Genomic DNA, 18,831 nt, shown 5'->3' with positions numbered 1-18,831 from the left:
TTCTAGAGTTGTTCTTGGTACGTTGACCTCTTAAAGGTAAACCAGACCTGTGACGAATACCTCTATAACAGCCAATATCCATTAAACGCTTAATGTTTAACTGAGTCTCTGAACGTAATTCACCTTCAATGGTGAATTCAGATACAGCTTCCCTGATACGACCTATTTCATCATCATTCCAATCAGAAACCTTAGTATCTTCGCTAACTTGGGCTTTACTCAATATTTCTTGTGACCTACTTCTTCCAATTCCGAAAATATAGGTTAAGGCGATAACGCCTCTCTTTTGTTTTGGTATATCTATACCTGCGATTCTTGCCATAATTACCCTTGTCTTTGTTTAAATCTAGGATTCTTTTTGTTGATTACGTACAACCTGCCTTTTCTGCGAACAATCTTGCAGTCGGCACTTCTCTTTTTAACTGATGCTCTTACTTTCATCTTGTATCTTAGTATCTATATGTAATTCTTGCTTTAGTAAGGTCATAAGGACTCATCTCCAATTTAACCTTATCTCCAGGTAATAGTTTAATATAGTGCATACGCATCTTACCTGATATATGCGCTGTTACCACATGTCCATTCTCCAACTCTACACGAAACATTGCATTTGATAATGCTTCAATGATAGATCCATCTTGTTCTATTGCTGCCTGCTTAGCCATAAATTATGCTACTTTTCTATTTTTACCAGTTTTCATTAAGCCGTCATAATGTCTATTCAACAAATACGAATTAACCTGTTGAACCGTATCTATAGCAACACCCACCATAATTAAAAGGGAAGTACCACCATAAAATAACGCCCATCCAGCTTGAACATCCATCAACTTTACCACTATCGCCGGTAAAATAGCCAGCAAAGCTAAGAAAATAGATCCAGGTAACGTTATTAATGACATAATCTTATCTAAATAATCTCCAGTTTCTTTTCCTGGACGTATTCCAGGGATAAAACCACCGCTTCTTTTAAGGTCATCTGCCATCTTATTGGTAGGAACCGTAATTGCAGTGTAGAAATATGTAAAGATTATAATCAATATTGCGAACAATAAGTTATATGCCCAACCGAAGATATCACTGAACTGAACTTGCATCCATTGCCCAAATGATGTATCATCAAAAGCTCCACCTATCATACCTGGCACAAACATAATTGCCTGAGCAAAGATAATTGGCATTACCCCAGACGCATTTAACTTTAACGGAATATACTGTCTTGAGCCCATGATGTTTTTTTCATATCCACCAGAAGCTGTTCTTCTTGCATATTGTACCGGAATCTGTCTTGTAGCCATTACTAATAGTATACAAGCCAAAATAACTAAGAACCAAACAATAACTTCAATTAAGATGAACATAAGCCCACCATTATTATTAGTAGTTCTTGATATAAATTCTTGAACAAATGATTGTGGCATTGTAGCGATTATACCAATCATAATCAAAAGAGAGATACCGTTACCAATACCTTTATCAGTAATTTTCTCACCTAACCACATTGCAAACACAGTACCTGTAACCAAAATTATAACAGCCGGAACCATAAAATCCAGTCCTTTCCCTAATAAGAAAGCACTATCTCTTACACCGAAAGCTTCTAAACCATACAAATATGCAGGAGCTTGAACAATACAAATACCGATAGTCAACCATCTGGTAATTTGATTGATAGTCTTACGACCACTTTCTCCCTCTTTCTGTAATTTTTGAAGATAAGGAATTGCAATACCCATCAACTGAACTACAATAGATGCAGATATATAAGGCATGATACCTAACGCAAAAACAGAAGCATTAGCGAACGCTCCTCCTGTAAATGCATTTAAAAGACCAAAAATACCTTGGTCAGTACTATCCGTTAAACCACCTAATTGTGTTGAATCTATACCTGGAAGTACTATTTGACAACCAAAACGGTAAACCAATAAAAGACCTAATGTTATAAGAATTCTATTTCTTAGCTCTTCTATCTTCCAAATATTGGATATTGTATCAATAAAATTCTTCATGCTCTCGTTTATGCTTACAAACTTATTGCTTCACCACCTGCTGCCTCGATAGCTGCTTTGGCAGATGCTGTAAATTTATGTACTGAAATTTTAAGGGAAGATTTTAATTCTCCATTTCCTAAAATTTTCACTAAATCGTTTTTACCAACTAAACCATTCTCGATCAAAAGATCCAAAGAAACTTCATTGGTCACAACTTTGTTATCAACAAGCTCTTGCAATTTCTCTAAATTTATACCTTGGTAGCTCTTACGATTAATGTTCGTAAAACCAAACTTAGGTACACGACGTTGCAAAGGCATTTGACCACCTTCAAAACCAATTTTCTTAGAATAACCAGATCTTGATTTTGCTCCTTTATGACCTCTTGCAGCTGTTCCTCCTTTTCCAGAACCCTGACCTCTTCCAAGGCGTTTTCCGTCTCTATTCACTGAACCTTCTGCAGGCTGTAAATTATGTAAACCCATTTTATTCTAAATTTAAGCCTCCTCAGTGGAAACTAAATGTTTAACTTTATTTATCATACCAAGAATGTTGGGTGTATCATCATGTTCAACAACCTGACCAATTCTTTTTAAACCAAGAGCCTCTAAAGTTCTTTTTTGATTTTGAGGTTTCTTAATTCCACTTTTTAACTGTGTAACTTTAATCTTTGCCATAATTTTCCTCTTAACCTTTAAATACTTTTTCTAAAGAAACACCTCTTTGTGTAGCAATAGTTTTTGCATCTCTAAGTTGCAATAAAGCATCAAAAGTAGCTTTTACAACGTTATGTGGATTCGATGAACCCTGAGACTTAGACAATACATCATGTACACCTACAGATTCTAATACTGATCTAACAGCACCACCAGCAATAACACCAGTACCATGAGATGCAGGCTGAATATAAACTCTTGCACCACCAAACTTACCTTTTTGCTCGTGAGGTAAAGTTCCTTTGTTTAAAGGAATACGAACTAAGTTTTTCTTACCATCTTCAATTGCTTTTGCAATTGCAGTAGCAACCTCTTTTGATTTACCTAAACCGTGACCTACAACACCATTCTCATCACCTACAACAACAATTGCAGAAAAACCAAATGCTCTACCACCTTTTGTTACCTTAGTTACACGTTGAATACCAACTAATTTATCTTTTAAATCTAAACCACCTGGTTTAACAGTCTCTACGTTTTTATATTTTTGGAACATACTAGTATATTAGAATTTTAATCCTGCTTCTCTTGCACCATCAGCCAAAGATTTCACTCTTCCATGATACAAATTACCTCCTCTGTCAAAAGCAACTTTATCTAAGCCAGCTTTCACAGATTTCTCAGCGATTGTTTTACCAACCAAAGCAGCAATCTCGGTTTTATTTCCTTTTACTTTTGCTATATCCTTATCTCTTGAAGAAGCAGATACTAAAGTGACTCCTTTTACGTCGTCTATAACTTGAGCGTAAATTTCGCTGTTACTTCTAAATACAGACAATCTTGGTTTAGTTGCAGTTCCAGAAGAAACCTTACGTATTCTACGTCGGATTCTTAATTTTCTTTGTGTTTTTGATAATCCCATAATATCCTTTATTAAGCTGACTTACCAGCTTTTCTTCTTAATATTTCACCTACAAACTTAATTCCTTTCCCTTTGTACGGCTCCGGACTACGGAAAGATCTAATCTTTGCTGCTATATGACCAACTAATTGCTTGTCATGAGAAGTAAGTTTTACTATAGGGTTTTTTCCTTTTTCTGAAATAGTTTCAACCTTTACTTCTGGAGCAAGATTAAAAACTATGTTATGAGAAAAACCTAAAGCTAAATCAAGTTTTTGACCTTGATTACTTGCTCTATAACCTACACCTACTAATTCTAATTCTTTGGTCCATCCTTTAGAAACACCCTCTACCATGTTGGTGATAAGTGATCTATATAAACCGTGCTTTGCTTTATGATCCTTAGAATCAGATGGCCTTGTTACGAAAGCCTGTCCGTCTTCTACTTTAACCGATACTCCTGAGAACTCTTGAGTCAACTCACCTAACTTTCCTTTAACAGAAATGATATTGTCGTTGATTTCAACTGTAACCCCTTCAGGAATTGCGACTGGATTATTACCTATTCTAGACATTTTCTAAATCTTTTATCAATTAATAAACGTAGCATAAAACTTCACCACCAACTTTCTCTGCCTTAGCCTGCTTGCTAGTCATAACACCATGTGATGTAGAAACAATAGCAATACCCAAACCATTCAATACACGAGGTAAATCTTCGCTACCTGCATATTTTCTTAAACCAGGCTTACTAATACGCTGTATTTTCTTGATAACAGGTTCTTTTGTAAGCTTATCATACTTCAAGGCTATTTTAATAGACCCTTGAACTTTGCTCTCTTCGAACTTGTAGCTTAAAATATATCCTTGATCGAATAATATTTTAGTTATCTCTTTCTTTAGATTCGACGCAGGGATTTCAACAACCCTATGTCCCGCTCTACTCGCGTTTCTAACTCTCGTTAGGTAATCTGCAATAGTATCTGTTACCATATGTATATAATTCGGAAACGGTTTTCAGCACTTAAGCTAAACCTGAATCCATTAATAATTCTTTACTTACCAGCTAGCCTTCTTAACACCTGGTATTAACCCAGCGTTAGCCATCTCTCTGAATTTTACCCTTGAAATACCAAAAGTTCTCATGTAACCTTTAGGTCTTCCAGTTAATTTACATCTGTTATGCAAACGTACCGGAGAGGCATTTTTAGGTAATCTCTGCAACGCTTCATAATCACCAGCTTCTTTTAAAGCTTTGCGTTTCTCAGCATAAACTGCTACAGTTTTCTCCCTTTTTCTCTCACGGGCTTTCATTGATTCCTTAGCCATACTAATTCTTTTTAAAAGGTAAACCTAATTCTGTTAATAATGATTTCGCTTCTTTATCTGTATCCGCAGATGTTACAAATGTAATATCCATACCGTTAATTCTATTGATTTTATCAATATTAACTTCAGGAAATATAATTTGTTCCGTTACACCAAGGTTATAGTTTCCACGACCATCAAAACCAGTAGCTTTGATTCCTTGAAAATCTCTTACACGTGGTAATGCAGAAGTAACCAAACGATCTAAAAATTCATACATACGTTCACCTCTTAAGGTAACTTTTGCACCAATTGGCATACCTTTTCTTAATTTAAAGGCAGCAACATCCTTTTTAGACATTGTAGCAACGGCTTTTTGACCCGTTATCATAGTCATCTCATCTATTGCATGGTCAATAAGTTTCTTGTCAGCAACAGCAGCTCCTACACCTCTACTCATTACTATCTTCTCTAACTTAGGAACCTGCATTACATTACTGTAACCAAACTCTTCGGTAAGGGCAGCTACTATTCGCTCCTTATACTCTTTCTTTAATCTTGCAACGTATGCCATAACTAAATTACTTCATTGGATTTTTTGGAAACCCTAACTTTTTTACCATCCTTGATTTCGTAACCTACTCTTGTTACATCGCCAGTTTTACTGTCGATCAACGCTAAGTTAGAAATATGGATTAAAGCTTCTTTTTTTACAATACCACCTTGAGGGTTTTTAGCACTAGGCTTCTCATGTTTAGATACCATATTGGCACCTTCAACGATGGCTTTATTTTTCTCAAGATTAACACGTAATACTTTACCTTCGGTACCTTTATGGTCACCAGCAGTAATTCTTACTGTATCTCCTGTTTTGATTTTTAACTTTTTCATCTTGTCCGTTATATTATAATACCTCTGGGGCCAATGATACAATCTTCATGAACTGCTTATCCCTAAGCTCTCTTGCTACAGGTCCAAAAACACGAGTTCCTCTCATTTCTCCGGCAGGATTCAATAACACACAAGCGTTATCATCAAATCTGATATAAGACCCATCAGGTCTCCTAACCTCTTTCTTTGTACGAACTACAACAGCAGTTGAAACCGCACCTTTCTTGATACCTCCATTTGGAGTTGCCTCTTTAACAGTAACAACAATTTTGTCACCTATTGAAGCATATCTTCTTTTGGTACCACCAAGAACACGGATAGTTAAAACTTCCTTTGCTCCTGTGTTATCCGCTACTTTTAGTCTAGATTCTTGCTGTAACATAACTTATTTAGCTCTTTCTAAGATTTCTACTAATCTCCAACATTTGGTTTTACTCATAGGTCTAGTTTCCATGATCTTTACAGTATCACCAATGTTACAATCGTTCTTTTCGTCATGTGCAACATATTTCTTTGTCTTCAAAACGAATTTACCGTACATAGGATGTTTTACTCTCTTCACTTCCGCAATAACAATAGATTTCTCCATTTTATTACTAGTGACAACTCCTACTCTTTCTTTTCTTAAATTTCTTTTCTCCATAAAGCCCACCAGTTATTGGTTCTCCCTATTAGTTAATTCAGTAGCTAATCTTGCTACCGTTCTCCTTACTTTTCTAATCTGAAGCGGATTCTCTAACGGAGTTACAAAATGTGCCATTTTCAAATCTGCATGCTGCTTCTTGTACTCGGCCAATTTCTCCGTAAGTCCTTCCACAGACATTTCTTTAATCTCTTGTTTTTTCATTATTACTTACGTTTAATTTCCAGCCTCGTAATCACGAGCTACAATGAATTTTGTTTTTACAGGAAGTTTCTGAGCCGCTAATCTTAAAGCTTCTTTTGCTACTTCCATAGGAACTCCGGCCACTTCGAACATGATTCTACCTGGTTTAACCACGGCTACAAAATATTCTGGAGCACCCTTACCTTTACCCATACGCACTTCTAATGGTTTTTTGGTAATCGGCTTATCTGGAAATATTTTAATCCACAATTGACCTTCTCTCTTCATAAATCTAGTAGCAGCAATACGAGCAGCTTCTATTTGGCGTGAAGTCAAAAATGCAGCATCATCAACATTCTTTATACCGAACATACCATTTGAAAGTTGGTGTCCTCTTCCAGCAAGACCTTTCATACGGCCTTTCTGCATCTTACGGAACTTCGTTCTTTTCGGTTGTAACATTACTTTAGTTCTTTAAAAAATTACTTTCTACGACGTTGTTTTCTTCCACCTTCTTGCTTACCACCTTTAGAAGAATCCTTTTGCATTCCTACTAATGGAGATAAATCTCTCTTACCATATACCTCACCTTTCATAATCCAAACTTTAATACCAAGTTTACCATATGTAGTTTGAGCTTCCTGTAAAGCATAATCAATATCTGCTCTAAAGGTCGATAATGGAATTCTACCATCTTTATAAGATTCTGAACGTGCCATTTCAGCTCCATTCAATCTTCCTGAGATCTGAATCTTTATTCCTTCGGCATTCATACGCATTGCTGCAGCGATTGCCATTTTTATCGCTCTTCTAAAAGAAATTCTACTTTCAATTTGACGAGCTACACTTGCTGCTACTAAATTAGCATCAAGCTCAGGTCTTTTTATTTCAAAAATGTTGATCTGAACCTCCTTATTGGTGATCTTTTTCAACTCCTCTTTCAATTTATCAACTTCCTGACCACCTTTACCGATAATAATACCAGGTCTTGCAGTTGTAACAGTAACAGTGATTAATTTAAGAGTACGTTCAATTATAACTCTTGAAACACTAGCTTTAGAAAGTCTGGCATGAATATACTTACGTATTTTATCATCCTCAGCCAATTTATCACCATAATCGTTTCCACCATACCAGTTAGATTCCCAACCTCTTATGATTCCTAGACGATTTCCTATTGGATTTGTTTTCTGTCCCATTCTAGTTTTCTGTTATGTTTTTTGAACCCAAAACCAATGTAACATGGTTTGAACGTTTTCTAATTCTATGTGCTCTACCTTGTGGAGCAGGACGCAATCTTTTCAACATTGCACCACTATCAACTCTAATTTCAGCTACAATTAAATCAGCATCTTCTAAACTTGCCTCTTCATTTTTTGCTTGCCAATTAGCTAAAGCTGAAAGCAATAACTTCTCTAACTTTCTAGAAGCCTCCTTAGGATTGAACCTTAATATAGCTAAAGCTTGCTCCACCTTTACACCACGAATTAAATCTGCAACTAAACGCATTTTTCTAGGTGAAGTAGGACAGTTATTCAACTTAGCGAAAGCTACCATCTTCTTCTCAGCCTTTATTCTTTCGGCCATCTGTTTTTTACGAACTCCCATAGCTTACTTTTTTCCTTTGTTTTTCGCACCAGCATGACCTCTAAAAGATCTAGTTGGTGAAAATTCCCCAAGTTTATGTCCTACCATGTTTTCTGTTACAAAAACAGGTACAAATTGTTTTCCGTTATGTACAGCTATTGTCATCCCAACAAAATCAGGAGTGATCATAGATGCTCTAGACCAAGTTTTGATTACCGCTTTCTTACCGGATGATACACTTTGTTGGATTTTTTTCTCCAAGCTATAGTGAACGTAAGGTCCTTTTTTTAGTGAACGTGCCATTTCTTTCTAGTTTTTATTTCTTTCTACGTTCGATTATATATTTGTTGGTGCTCTTGGTCTTAGAACGAGTTCTGAATCCTTTAGCAGGTATTCCGTTTCTCGATCTTGGATGACCACCTGAAGCTCTACCTTCACCACCACCCATTGGGTGATCGACAGGGTTCATAGCTACTGGTCTAGTTCTTGGTCTTCTACCCAACCATCTACTTCTACCAGCTTTACCTGATACTAATAATTGATGATCCGAGTTAGATATAGCACCAATAGTTGCCATACAACCTGAAAGAATTAACCTAGTTTCACCAGATGGCATTTTAACAGTAACAAACTTACCATCTTTCGCCATAAGTTGAGCAAAAGTTCCTGCGCTACGAGCCATTATAGCTCCCTGACCAGGTCTTAACTCAATACACGAAATTATAGTTCCTAATGGAATTTCACTTAATGGTAATGCATTACCGATCTCAGGAGCAACAGTTGCGCCCGCAGAAACCTGCTGACCTACTTGTAAACCATTCTGAGCGACTACATAACGCTTCTCACCATCTGCATATTCCAAAAGAGCAATGAATGCAGTTCTATTTGGATCGTACTCAATAGTTTTAACAGCGGCAAGCACATCTTGCTTATCTCTCTTAAAATCTATTACACGATACCTTCTTTTATGACCCCCACCTTTCTGGCGCATGGTCATTTTTCCTTGACTGTTTCTACCTCCCGACTTTTTTAACGGAGCAAGCAAGCTTTTCTCCGGCTTATCAGCAGTAATGGCGTCAAATCCATTTACTACTCTAAAACGCTGTCCTGGAGTGATTGGTTTTAATTTTCTAACTGACATTTCTTGTCTTTATAGATTACTGTAAAAATCGATAATATCACCTTCCACAACATCAACAATTGCTTTCTTAATAGCATTTGTTTTTCCATGCTGTACACCAGTTTTTGTATATCTGGATTTTCTTGAAGGACCGTAATTCATTGTACGAACCTTCTTCACAGAAACACCATAAGTAGCTTCAACCGCATCTTTAATCTGCAACTTATTAGCCTTAGGGTCAACTACGAATCCATAACGGTTGCTCAACTCGCTATCAGCAGTCATTTTTTCCGTTATAATTGGTTTTATCAACACACTCATGATATTATTGTTTATTTAAATTCGATTCAATTCCTTCTAAAGAGCTTTCCAACAACACCACACTATTAGCATGTAGAATTTTGTAAGTACTTAATTCTGAGTTAGTTATAACTTCTGAGCCTTTAAAATTACGCGAAGACAAATATACACCTTTATTTGAATCACCCAACACTATTAAAGACTTTTTATTCTCTAGACCTAAAGTCTTTAAAACTTGAATAAAATCTTTAGTTTTTGGAGTGTCAAAATCAAAGTCTTCTACAACTAAAATCGCATTCTCTTTAGACTTCAAGGTCAATGCAGATTTTCTTGCCAAACGCTTTAAGTTTTTATTTAACTTTTGACTATAATCTCTTGGTCTAGGGCCAAATATTCTACCACCACCTCTAAAAACCGGTGATTTAATACTACCTGCTCTCGCAGTACCTGTACCTTTTTGTTTCTTAATTTTTCTTGTACTACCAGCGATCTCAGCTCTTTCCTTAGCTTTGTGAGTACCCTGTCTCTGGTGAGCCAAATACTGCTTTACATCTAGGTAAACTGCATGATCATTAGGCTCAATAGCGAAAACATCATCAGAAAGGTTTGCCTTTCTACCTGTGTCTTTTCCTTTAATATCTAAAACTGCTATCTTCATTACTCTACCTTTGTATGGTTACATAAGCATTCTTATGGCCCGGAACACAACCTTTTACTACTAAAAGATTCTTTTCTGGAACTACTTTTAAAACTCTAAGGTTCTGAACCGTTACACGATCAGTACCCATTCTACCGGCCATTTTCATACCCTTAAATACTCTTGCAGGATATGATGCAGCACCAATAGAACCTGGAGCTCTAAGTCTGTTATGCTGACCATGAGTTGCTTGACCAACTCCACCGAATCCATGACGTTTTACAACACCTTGAAAACCTTTACCTTTAGATGTACCAATAACATCAACGAATTGCCCTTCAGCAAATACATCAACACCTACAGTGTCACCTAATTTAAATTCACCTTCAAAATCTCGGAATTCAACGACTTTTTTCTTAGGAGAAGCACCTGCTTTTTTAAAATGGCCTAATTCAGCCTTAATAGCACGACTTTCTGCCTTGTCATCGAAACCAAGTTGAAGGGCACTATACCCGTCGACCTCTTCGGTTCTGACTTGGGTAACTACACATGGTCCAGCCTGTATAACGGTACATGGAATGTTTTTTCCATTCTCGTCAAAAATACTGGTCATGCCTACTTTCTTTCCTATTAACCCAGACATACTTATTTATATTAATTATTACTTATTAAATTCTATTTCAAAAAAATAGGGTCAAAATAATTTAACCCTAAATTATTTTTCCGTTTTTCCCTCGCACGCAGCTCAGGACATGTTATCTAACCCTATGAAGGATTAGAAAGAAATTACACCTTAATCTCTACTTCAACACCACTTGGAAGCTCTAACTTCATAAGTGCATCAATAGTTTTAGATGAAGAGCTATAGATATCCAATAACCTCTTGTAAGAACTTAATTGGAACTGCTCTCTAGACTTTTTATTTACGTGCGGTGAACGCAAAACTGTAAATATTTTTTTATGTGTTGGTAAAGGTATTGGCCCTGTTACAACAGCACCGGTAGTCTTTACCGTTTTTACGATTTTCTCAGCAGACTTATCCACCAAATTGTGATCGTAAGATTTTAGTTTTATTCTAATTTTCTGACTCATGTCCTAAATTTATGCTGTTATACCTTTTGCTGCTTTGATTACTTCTTCTGAAATATTAGAAGGAGTTTCTGCATAGTGTGAAAATTCCATGGTTGAAGTAGCACGACCTGAAGATAATGTTCTAAGAGAAGTAACATATCCGAACATTTCAGATAATGGAACTGTACCTTTAACAACTTTTGCTCCAGCTCTATCACTCATATCACCGATAGTACCTCTACGTCTATTTAAATCTCCAACGATATCACCCATGTTTTCTTCAGGAGTAATAACTTCTAATTTCATGATTGGCTCCATAATAACGGCACCAGCAGCTTTACCAGCAGCTTTATAACCCATTTTAGCAGCTAATTCGAAAGAAAGAGCATCTGAATCCACAGGGTGGAAAGAACCATCCTTAAGAACCACTTTCATTCTATCCATTTCATAACCAGCTAAAGGACCATTTTGCATTGCTACCTTAAATCCTTTTTCCACAGATGGTATAAATTCTTTAGGTATACGACCACCTTTTATCTCATCGACAAATTGTAACCCTTCTCCTTCGAAATCCTCATCGGCAGGACCCATTTCAAATACAATATCACCAAACTTACCACGACCACCAGATTGCTTTTTATAAGTCTCTCTATGACCAGCAGTTTTAGTTAAAGCTTCTTTATATTCAACCTGAGGTTCACCTTGACTTACCTCTACCTTAAATTCCCTCTTTAGACGATCAACAATAATATCTAGGTGAAGCTCACCCATACCAGATATAATAGTTTGACCTGAAGCCTCATCAGTTCTTACCGTAAATGTAGGATCCTCTTCAGCTAATTTACCTAAAGCCATACCTAATTTATCAACATCAGCTTTTGTCTTAGGCTCTACAGCAATACCAATTACTGGTTCCGGGAAGTCCATACTTTCCAAAACAATTGGGTGCTTTTCATCAGACATAGTATCACCAGTCTTGATATCCTTAAAACCTACAGCCGCACCAATATCTCCTGCTTCGATATAATCGATTGCGTTTTGTTTATTAGAGTGCATTTGATAAATACGAGAGATACGCTCTTTTTTACCTGAACGATTGTTCAATATATAAGAACCAGCATCTAAACGACCAGAATATGTTCTAAAGAATGCCAATCTACCTACGAAAGGATCAGTAGCAATCTTAAACGCTAAAGCCGAAAAAGGCTCTTTTACATTTGGCTTACGTTTTTCAACAGCACCTGTATCAGGGTTAGTACCTTCAATATCATCCTTATCTACTGGAGAAGGCAAATATCTACAAACAGCATCCAATAAAAACTGAACACCTTTATTTTTAAATGAAGAACCACAAATCATAGGAATGATTGCACGATCCATAACAGCAGCTCTTAAAGCAGCATGCACCTCTTCTTCAGTGATAGAATCTTCATCTTCGAAGAATTTCTCCATCAACTCTTCATCATACTCAGCAACAGCTTCAATCAAGGCAGCTCTATACTCCTTAACTTCAGCTTTCATTTCTTCAGGAATATCAATTACATCAAATGTAGAACCGAATCCTTCATCATGCCAAACAATTGCCCTGTTCTTCGCCAAATCAACGATACCTCTAAAATCAGCTTCATCACCGATAGGAAGTACAATTGGCACAGCATTTGAACCTAACATCTCCTTAACTTGCTTACAAACCATAAGGAAATTAGAACCCTGACGATCCATTTTGTTGACGAAACCTATTCTCGGAACCTTATAGTTGTCAGCCAATCTCCAGTTAGTCTCTGATTGAGGCTCAACACCATCAACAGCACTAAACAAAAAGACCAAACCATCCAATACACGTAAAGAACGATTCACCTCTACGGTAAAATCAACGTGACCAGGAGTATCTATTATATTAAAGTGATAATCCTTTGTATCAGGCAATTCTTGCGCATTCTCCAAAGGAAACTTCCATGTACATGTAGTAGCAGCAGAAGTAATAGTAATACCTCTTTCTTGCTCTTGCTCCATCCAGTCCATCGTAGCAGCACCATCATGAACCTCACCTATTTTATGACTAACACCCGTATAAAAAAGTATACGCTCTGTAGTCGTAGTCTTACCAGCATCAATATGCGCAGCAATACCTATATTTCTTGTATATTTTAAATCTCTTGCCATGTCTACTTAGAATCTAAAGTGCGAAAATGCTTTATTTGCTTCAGCCATCTTGTGCGTATCAACTCTTTTCTTAACCGCAGCACCTTCTTCTTTTGCCGCAGCCAAAATTTCACCAGCCAATTTCTGAGCCATACCTTTTTCATTACGCTTTCTAGCATAACTAATCAACCACTTCATAGCTGTTGATATCTTACGGTCTGGTCTAATTTGCATTGGAATCTGAAATGTTGCACCACCAACTCTTCTACTCCTTACTTCAACGTGAGGCATTACATTACTTAATGCATCTTTCCAAAGCTCTAAAGCTGTCTTCTCATCATCAGTCTTCTTAGCATCTACGATATCAATTGCATCGTAAAAAACACCAAAAGCAACTGATTTTTTACCATCCCACATCATCATATTGACGAAACGTGTCACCAACTGATCATTAAATCTTGGATCTGGTAAAAGTGGTCTTTTCTTTGCCTGTCTTTTTCTCATTACTTCTTTTTAAACAAGTTTAATTACTTCTTAGGGCGTTTTGCACCATACTTAGATCTACGTTGCGTTCTACCGGCCACACCTGCTGTGTCCAATGCACCACGTACAATATGATACCTAACCCCTGGTAAATCTTTAACTCTTCCGCCTCTTACTAATACTATCGAGTGCTCTTGAAGATTGTGACCCTCTCCTGGAATGTAAGCATTCACTTCCTTACCGTTCGTTAACCTCACCCTTGCTACTTTTCTCATAGCTGAGTTTGGCTTCTTAGGCGTGGTAGTATAAACACGTGTACAAACACCCCTTCTTTGAGGACACGAATCCAAAGCAGCCGATTTACTCTTCTTAGTAATCGTCTCTCTTCCTATTCGTACTAATTGTGATATTGTTGGCATACTATATAATATATAAAAATTACCCCTACTTTAAGGGTCGGCAAATGTAGTAATATTTCATTATAATTCAAACCCTTACGCATTTATTTTTATTTTTTTTCAAATAGCCCACTTCTAACCACAATTATCAGTTGTTACATCTCAATTAGCAGCGATGTAAGAATTACAAAATCTTTAGCGTATACTCTTTAAATTAAATTCAATCATTTATCATAATATTTTAATTATTACCATTTTCTTAAAAATTAAACTACTGAATTACTCATATATAAATTAATTACTTGCGAAATCTTCGTTATCATAATTCTTTGCGTTTTCTTAAAATTATATTAAAATATTAGGAAGTCCTTAACAAATTATTAAGAATTTTACCACTAACTAACTTTAATAATTTAAATATGAAAACAAAACTAAATCGATTGTTTGCACTAATACTGGCTCTAATCGCGCATGTTTCTTTTGCTCAACAAAAAGAAATAACCGGCACAGTATCAGATCAATATGGATTACCATTACCTGGTGTAAACATAGTTGTACAAGGAACAACTAATGGAACACAAACCGATTTTGATGGAAACTACACTATAAGTGGTGCAACCGGCCAAGTTTTACTCTTCACCTACCTCGGGCAAAAAACCACTAGCAAAGTTATTGGAGTAAGTTCATCCATAAGTATTCAAATGGAAGAAAGTACTGAGACATTAGACGAAGTGGTCGTTACAGCTCTAGGAGTAAAAAAGGAAACTAGAGCAGTTGGCTACTCTGTACAGGCCGTAAGTTCAGAAACCATTAGCAATTCTAATGCTAATGATGCATTGTCAGCATTAGCAGGGCAGGCAGCAGGAGTTAAAATTACAAGTGCATCTGGATCCGCTGGTGCAGGTACAAGAATAGTAATTAGAGGACAAACTTCATTATCAGGAGACAACCAAGCCTTAATGATTGTTGATGGTGTGAGAATGAATAATTCACAAAACAATTCAGAAAGTAGAAATGCCGGTGTAGCAGGATCCAACAGAGGCATGGACATCAACCCTGCTGACATTGAGACTATAAACGTTTTAAAAGGCGGGGCAGCTGCTGCCCTTTATGGTGTTGATGGCGGTAACGGAGTTATCGTAATTACAACTAAAAAAGGTGCTCCTGGAAAATTAAAAGTAAATGTAAGATCTAATCTTACATTTAGTAAAGCAAATAAATTCCCTGAACTTCAGAACACCTATGTTCAAGGAAGTGGAGGTATATGGGCAGGTCCAGAAACAGGAACTTCGGGAAGTTGGGGCCCGGACAAAGCTGATCTATTTTGGGATGGTTCTGATTATGCTTATGACAATAACGGAAGAATTGTTGTAGGAAATACGACAGAAAACCTAGTACAATTTACACCCTATAATGTATTTGAAGTTTTCCAAACAGGAGTAACAACTGAAAACTCATTCTCCATATCTGGTGGTGGAGAAAAAACAACATTTCGTTTAGCTTATGGAAAAACATCTGAAGAAGGTATCGTTCCAAAAAATGATTTCGACAGAAATACTTTGAATTTTTCAGGATCCGCTAAGATAAATGATAAGTTCTCCATAAATATGTCTGGCACGTATACTAATTCTAGCTCTTACAGAATACAACAAGGAAGCAACACTTCTGGTTTAATGTTAGGCTTATTAAGAACACCTATATCTTTCGACAACAGCAACGGGTTTGCAAATGCACAAGATGAAATAGCTGCCTATGAATTTGAGGATGGCTCTCAAAGAAACTATCGTGGTGGTGGCGGTTATGACAACCCATATTGGGTTATAAACAACGCCCCATATACCGACGAAGTAAATAGATTTGTAGGTAGCGTAGGTATTAATTACACTATTGCCAACTGGTTAAATTTTGCTGCTAATGTAGGCATAGATACTTATGCAGATGATAGAGTACAGTTTTTTGATATTGGCTCAAGAACCAATACCGCAGGAGCACTTATTCTAGATAATTATGCTTATCGCCACACTGATAACTATTTTAATTTAAATGGTAATACAGATATCTCAGAAGATTTTAACTTTGGATATCTTTTAGGTGTCAACATTTATTCTGAGGAACAAAAAGTAACTTATGTTGAAGGTTCTGATTTAGGAATAAAAGGTTTTAATAGCATTACCAATGCCGCTACGGTACAAAGTGATTATGATGTATCTAGAAAAAAGAATGTCGGATTTTATGGTCAGTTAGATTTTGGCTTTAAAAGAATGCTCTATCTAACTATTACCGGAAGGCAAGATTATTTATCAACCCTAGAAGATCCTAACAATTTTTCTCTTGACAATATTGCCTTATTTTATCCTTCTGCCAGTTTAGGTTTTGTATTTAGTGAATTAACCGGTACCAATGATTTCATCTCTTTTGGTAAATTAAGGGCTTCATGGGCGCAAGTAGGAGCTGGCGCACCATCAGCATATGCTACATCCACGGCATATGAAACTGCAGCTATTGGGGACGGTTGGTCAACAGGTATTAATTTTCCTTTTAATGGAACTGCTGGTTTCCAAATTAATGATGATTTAGGAAATAATTCTTTAAAACCATCCACAGTAACTTCTGAAGAAATAGGTTTAGATTTAAGATTATTCAAAAATAGACTTTCAATAGATGCAGCGTATTACCATAGACTAGCAAAAGACCAAATCTTAGCTGTGCCCATTGCCAAGTCAACAGGTTATGACTCAAGTTTCTTAAATTCTGGCGAACTGGAGACAACTGGTTTTGAAGTCACTTTAAATGCAAAAATAATAGATGGTGAAGATTTCAAATACAATTTAGGCATCAACTTTGATAAAAGTGAGACAATGGTAAATTCATTAGCAGATGGTGTTGAAAGCCAATTTCTAGGCGGCTTTGTTTCATACAATATACCAGGAGAGCGTTTCGGTCAAATTTATGGTGGATCATTTTTAACAGATGATAATGGCAATATAATAATTGATGATGATCCTACTTCCTCTAATTACGGGTTACAAATTGCTGACCCAGAACTAAAAGTAATAGGAGACCCTACTCCAGATTTTACTTTAGGATTCAACAACACATTTACCTATAAAAATTTAACGCTAAACTTCTTACTGGAATGGAAACAAGGTGGAGAAATGTGGAACGGAACAGACTGGGCACTTAGCTTTTTTGGACGTTCAAAAATTACAGAAAACCGTGGAGAAACTTTAGTTATAGAAGGTGTTAAACAATCTGATGGCTCACCTAATGATATTGTTGCCACATTAGATCAATACTACTACGAAAGTAGTGGCCTAAGCGGTTTTGGCAGTGTAGATGAAGCTTTTGTACAAAGTACATCTTGGTTACGCTTAAGAACCCTAAACTTATCTTATGACCTAACAAGCGCCATAAATAGTGATTTCTTTGACAATGTTAGTTTAACATTTACAGGAAACAATCTATGGTTAGAAACCCCTTACACCGGTGTTGACCCAGAAACAAGTTTAACCGGCGCCGGCAGTAACGCACAGGGAGTAGACTATTTTAACAACCCAGGCACCAAATCATACGGTCTAGGTATCAATTTAACATTCTAAAAATAAAGTAATCATGAAAAACATTATATATAAAGGATTATTTTTATCAGTACTAGGTTTCGCAATATCATGTGAGCCTTTTCTAGAAGAAACAAACGAAAACCCAAATGACCCAACAGAGGTTTCATCGGCAGCTATATTACCAACTATACAACTAGCACTTGCATACAATTATAACGCTAACTTCTCCAGAGTATCCTGTATGTGGGTTCAACAAATAGAAGGTCTTGATCGTCAATGGGCTGGTTTCAACAGTTACACTACAGTTGCATCTGACAGGAGTACAGACTGGTCTAACTTCTACGTTGATGTTCTACAAAATTCTGACATTATGATTGAGCAGTCCTCCGCTGCCGGACATAACCATTATGTAGGTGCGGGTCAAATTTTAAAAGCTTTTTCACTTATGGTAATGACAGACTATTGGAATGACATACCTTACAGTGAAGCTTTTACAGGCATAGAAAATTTACAGCCTGCTTATGATTCACAAACCTCTATTTATACAGAAATACATTCCTTATTAGCCAGCGGAAGAAATAATCTTGCCGCAACTGATGGCGGCTTAGCTCTTTCTGGAGATTTAATTTACTTTGGAGATACATCTGCATGGATAAAAGCAGCTCATGCAATAGAGGCAAAAGCCTATTTACACGAAGGACTATTAAGTACAACCAATTATTCCGCCGCCCTTACTTCTATTGAAAATTCTTTTGACTCTAGTGCTGATGATTTTAATTTCGCTTTTGGAACTGGTGCGGCAACAGCCTCTCCATGGTATCAATTTAACAGAGATCGAGGTGATATCGGTTTTAGCCCAACAATGGATGCCATTATGGTTGACCTAAATGACCCACGAAAAGATATTTACGACGGGGATAACGAATCAACATTCTTAATTGAATATGATACGCATGA

30 protein-coding genes are annotated in these 18,831 nt (G+C 36.6%); 2 read left to right on the top strand and 28 right to left on the bottom strand.

All coding sequences use genetic code 11. From position 1 onward, the window contains the following. The 28 genes from rpsM to rpsL form a co-directional block, all read right to left on the bottom strand. The coding region (rpsM, locus tag ABJI11_RS14740) for a 30S ribosomal protein S13 (protein WP_348353784.1) at positions 1 to 322 on the bottom strand (322 nt) is incomplete at its 3' end. 2 nt (positions 323 to 324) lie between these two features. Continuing rightward, on the bottom strand, positions 325 to 441 hold the full coding sequence (gene ykgO / locus ABJI11_RS14735; protein ID WP_013305171.1) for a type B 50S ribosomal protein L36: 117 nt from the start codon (positions 439 to 441) through the stop codon (positions 325 to 327). 8 nt (positions 442 to 449) lie between these two features. Next, the gene (infA, locus tag ABJI11_RS14730) at positions 450 to 665 is read right to left on the bottom strand and encodes a translation initiation factor IF-1 (RefSeq protein ID WP_013305172.1); all 216 of its coding nucleotides are present in this window, start codon (positions 663 to 665) and stop codon (positions 450 to 452) included. Between the two features lie 3 nt (positions 666 to 668). Then, the gene (gene secY, locus ABJI11_RS14725) at positions 669 to 2,012 is read right to left on the bottom strand and encodes a preprotein translocase subunit SecY (RefSeq protein WP_036152165.1); all 1,344 of its coding nucleotides are present in this window, start codon (positions 2,010 to 2,012) and stop codon (positions 669 to 671) included. Between the two features lie 14 nt (positions 2,013 to 2,026). Continuing rightward, complete coding sequence (gene rplO, locus ABJI11_RS14720) at positions 2,027 to 2,479, bottom strand: 50S ribosomal protein L15 (RefSeq protein WP_348353780.1); 453 nt, start codon at positions 2,477 to 2,479, stop codon at positions 2,027 to 2,029. A 12-nt stretch (positions 2,480 to 2,491) separates the two neighbouring features. Further along, positions 2,492 to 2,671 (bottom strand): 50S ribosomal protein L30, encoded by a 180-nt coding sequence (gene rpmD, locus ABJI11_RS14715; RefSeq protein WP_036152161.1) that lies wholly within the window; start codon positions 2,669 to 2,671, stop codon positions 2,492 to 2,494. 10 nt (positions 2,672 to 2,681) lie between these two features. Further along, on the bottom strand, positions 2,682 to 3,206 hold the full coding sequence (rpsE, locus tag ABJI11_RS14710) for a 30S ribosomal protein S5 (protein WP_058103817.1): 525 nt from the start codon (positions 3,204 to 3,206) through the stop codon (positions 2,682 to 2,684). A 9-nt stretch (positions 3,207 to 3,215) separates the two neighbouring features. After that, positions 3,216 to 3,572 carry a 50S ribosomal protein L18 gene (rplR, locus tag ABJI11_RS14705; RefSeq protein WP_348353776.1) on the bottom strand — a complete coding sequence of 119 codons (357 nt, stop codon included), beginning with the start codon at positions 3,570 to 3,572 and terminating at the stop codon, positions 3,216 to 3,218. An 11-nt stretch (positions 3,573 to 3,583) separates the two neighbouring features. Then, the gene (gene rplF, locus ABJI11_RS14700; RefSeq protein ID WP_276492074.1) at positions 3,584 to 4,126 is read right to left on the bottom strand and encodes a 50S ribosomal protein L6; all 543 of its coding nucleotides are present in this window, start codon (positions 4,124 to 4,126) and stop codon (positions 3,584 to 3,586) included. A 19-nt stretch (positions 4,127 to 4,145) separates the two neighbouring features. After that, positions 4,146 to 4,544, bottom strand: a complete 399-nt coding sequence (rpsH, locus tag ABJI11_RS14695) for a 30S ribosomal protein S8 (RefSeq protein WP_076547392.1) — start codon at positions 4,542 to 4,544, stop codon at positions 4,146 to 4,148. A gap of 66 nt (positions 4,545 to 4,610) precedes the next feature. Next, positions 4,611 to 4,880, bottom strand: a complete 270-nt coding sequence (rpsN, locus tag ABJI11_RS14690; protein WP_036152152.1) for a 30S ribosomal protein S14 — start codon at positions 4,878 to 4,880, stop codon at positions 4,611 to 4,613. A 1-nt stretch (position 4,881) separates the two neighbouring features. Beyond that, entirely contained in the window at positions 4,882 to 5,433 is a 552-nt protein-coding gene (gene rplE / locus ABJI11_RS14685; RefSeq protein WP_036152150.1) for a 50S ribosomal protein L5, read from the bottom strand. 2 nt (positions 5,434 to 5,435) lie between these two features. Further along, the gene (gene rplX, locus ABJI11_RS14680) at positions 5,436 to 5,750 is read right to left on the bottom strand and encodes a 50S ribosomal protein L24 (RefSeq protein ID WP_276492073.1); all 315 of its coding nucleotides are present in this window, start codon (positions 5,748 to 5,750) and stop codon (positions 5,436 to 5,438) included. Between the two features lie 13 nt (positions 5,751 to 5,763). Next, entirely contained in the window at positions 5,764 to 6,132 is a 369-nt protein-coding gene (rplN, locus tag ABJI11_RS14675) for a 50S ribosomal protein L14 (RefSeq protein ID WP_027064819.1), read from the bottom strand. Between the two features lie 3 nt (positions 6,133 to 6,135). Further along, positions 6,136 to 6,393: a 30S ribosomal protein S17 gene (gene rpsQ, locus ABJI11_RS14670; RefSeq protein WP_027064820.1), complete on the bottom strand. Its 258-nt coding sequence runs from the start codon at positions 6,391 to 6,393 to the stop codon at positions 6,136 to 6,138. Positions 6,394 to 6,405: 12 nt separating this feature from the next. Continuing rightward, on the bottom strand, positions 6,406 to 6,597 hold the full coding sequence (gene rpmC / locus ABJI11_RS14665; RefSeq protein WP_036152146.1) for a 50S ribosomal protein L29: 192 nt from the start codon (positions 6,595 to 6,597) through the stop codon (positions 6,406 to 6,408). Between the two features lie 12 nt (positions 6,598 to 6,609). After that, complete coding sequence (rplP, locus tag ABJI11_RS14660) at positions 6,610 to 7,038, bottom strand: 50S ribosomal protein L16 (RefSeq protein WP_036152144.1); 429 nt, start codon at positions 7,036 to 7,038, stop codon at positions 6,610 to 6,612. A gap of 20 nt (positions 7,039 to 7,058) precedes the next feature. After that, positions 7,059 to 7,775, bottom strand: coding sequence for a 30S ribosomal protein S3 (gene rpsC / locus ABJI11_RS14655; RefSeq protein WP_027064823.1), 717 nt, complete (start codon positions 7,773 to 7,775; stop codon positions 7,059 to 7,061). 1 nt (position 7,776) lies between these two features. Next, positions 7,777 to 8,184 (bottom strand): 50S ribosomal protein L22, encoded by a 408-nt coding sequence (gene rplV / locus ABJI11_RS14650; RefSeq protein ID WP_073242600.1) that lies wholly within the window; start codon positions 8,182 to 8,184, stop codon positions 7,777 to 7,779. Between the two features lie 3 nt (positions 8,185 to 8,187). Beyond that, positions 8,188 to 8,466, bottom strand: a complete 279-nt coding sequence (rpsS, locus tag ABJI11_RS14645; RefSeq protein ID WP_027064825.1) for a 30S ribosomal protein S19 — start codon at positions 8,464 to 8,466, stop codon at positions 8,188 to 8,190. A gap of 13 nt (positions 8,467 to 8,479) precedes the next feature. After that, positions 8,480 to 9,304, bottom strand: a complete 825-nt coding sequence (rplB, locus tag ABJI11_RS14640; protein ID WP_348353769.1) for a 50S ribosomal protein L2 — start codon at positions 9,302 to 9,304, stop codon at positions 8,480 to 8,482. Positions 9,305 to 9,313: 9 nt separating this feature from the next. Beyond that, complete coding sequence (gene rplW, locus ABJI11_RS14635; protein ID WP_348353766.1) at positions 9,314 to 9,604, bottom strand: 50S ribosomal protein L23; 291 nt, start codon at positions 9,602 to 9,604, stop codon at positions 9,314 to 9,316. Between the two features lie 4 nt (positions 9,605 to 9,608). Next, positions 9,609 to 10,241 (bottom strand): 50S ribosomal protein L4, encoded by a 633-nt coding sequence (gene rplD / locus ABJI11_RS14630; protein WP_276492071.1) that lies wholly within the window; start codon positions 10,239 to 10,241, stop codon positions 9,609 to 9,611. 4 nt (positions 10,242 to 10,245) lie between these two features. Continuing rightward, positions 10,246 to 10,863 carry a 50S ribosomal protein L3 gene (gene rplC / locus ABJI11_RS14625; protein ID WP_036152131.1) on the bottom strand — a complete coding sequence of 206 codons (618 nt, stop codon included), beginning with the start codon at positions 10,861 to 10,863 and terminating at the stop codon, positions 10,246 to 10,248. Positions 10,864 to 11,006: 143 nt separating this feature from the next. Then, a complete protein-coding gene (gene rpsJ / locus ABJI11_RS14620; RefSeq protein WP_007094989.1) occupies positions 11,007 to 11,312 on the bottom strand; it encodes a 30S ribosomal protein S10 in 306 nt (101 codons plus the stop codon). A gap of 9 nt (positions 11,313 to 11,321) precedes the next feature. Beyond that, on the bottom strand, positions 11,322 to 13,454 hold the full coding sequence (fusA, locus tag ABJI11_RS14615; protein WP_348353763.1) for an elongation factor G: 2,133 nt from the start codon (positions 13,452 to 13,454) through the stop codon (positions 11,322 to 11,324). Between the two features lie 6 nt (positions 13,455 to 13,460). After that, the gene (gene rpsG, locus ABJI11_RS14610; protein WP_116770427.1) at positions 13,461 to 13,937 is read right to left on the bottom strand and encodes a 30S ribosomal protein S7; all 477 of its coding nucleotides are present in this window, start codon (positions 13,935 to 13,937) and stop codon (positions 13,461 to 13,463) included. Between the two features lie 23 nt (positions 13,938 to 13,960). Further along, the gene (gene rpsL / locus ABJI11_RS14605) at positions 13,961 to 14,335 is read right to left on the bottom strand and encodes a 30S ribosomal protein S12 (RefSeq protein WP_036152127.1); all 375 of its coding nucleotides are present in this window, start codon (positions 14,333 to 14,335) and stop codon (positions 13,961 to 13,963) included. A gap of 398 nt (positions 14,336 to 14,733) precedes the next feature. On the opposite strand from rpsL, the gene ABJI11_RS14600 reads away from it, so the two are divergent. Both ABJI11_RS14600 and ABJI11_RS14595 read left to right on the top strand, forming a co-directional pair. Further along, positions 14,734 to 17,913 carry a SusC/RagA family TonB-linked outer membrane protein gene (locus ABJI11_RS14600; protein ID WP_348353760.1) on the top strand — a complete coding sequence of 1,060 codons (3,180 nt, stop codon included), beginning with the start codon at positions 14,734 to 14,736 and terminating at the stop codon, positions 17,911 to 17,913. Positions 17,914 to 17,926: 13 nt separating this feature from the next. Then, on the top strand, positions 17,927 to 18,831 hold a 905-nt coding region (locus ABJI11_RS14595), incomplete at its 3' end, for a SusD/RagB family nutrient-binding outer membrane lipoprotein (protein WP_348353757.1).

Source organism: Maribacter sp., assembly GCF_039968975.1.
Lineage (GTDB): Bacteria > Bacteroidota > Bacteroidia > Flavobacteriales > Flavobacteriaceae > Maribacter.
This window is presented reverse-complemented; position numbering and strand designations above follow the sequence as displayed.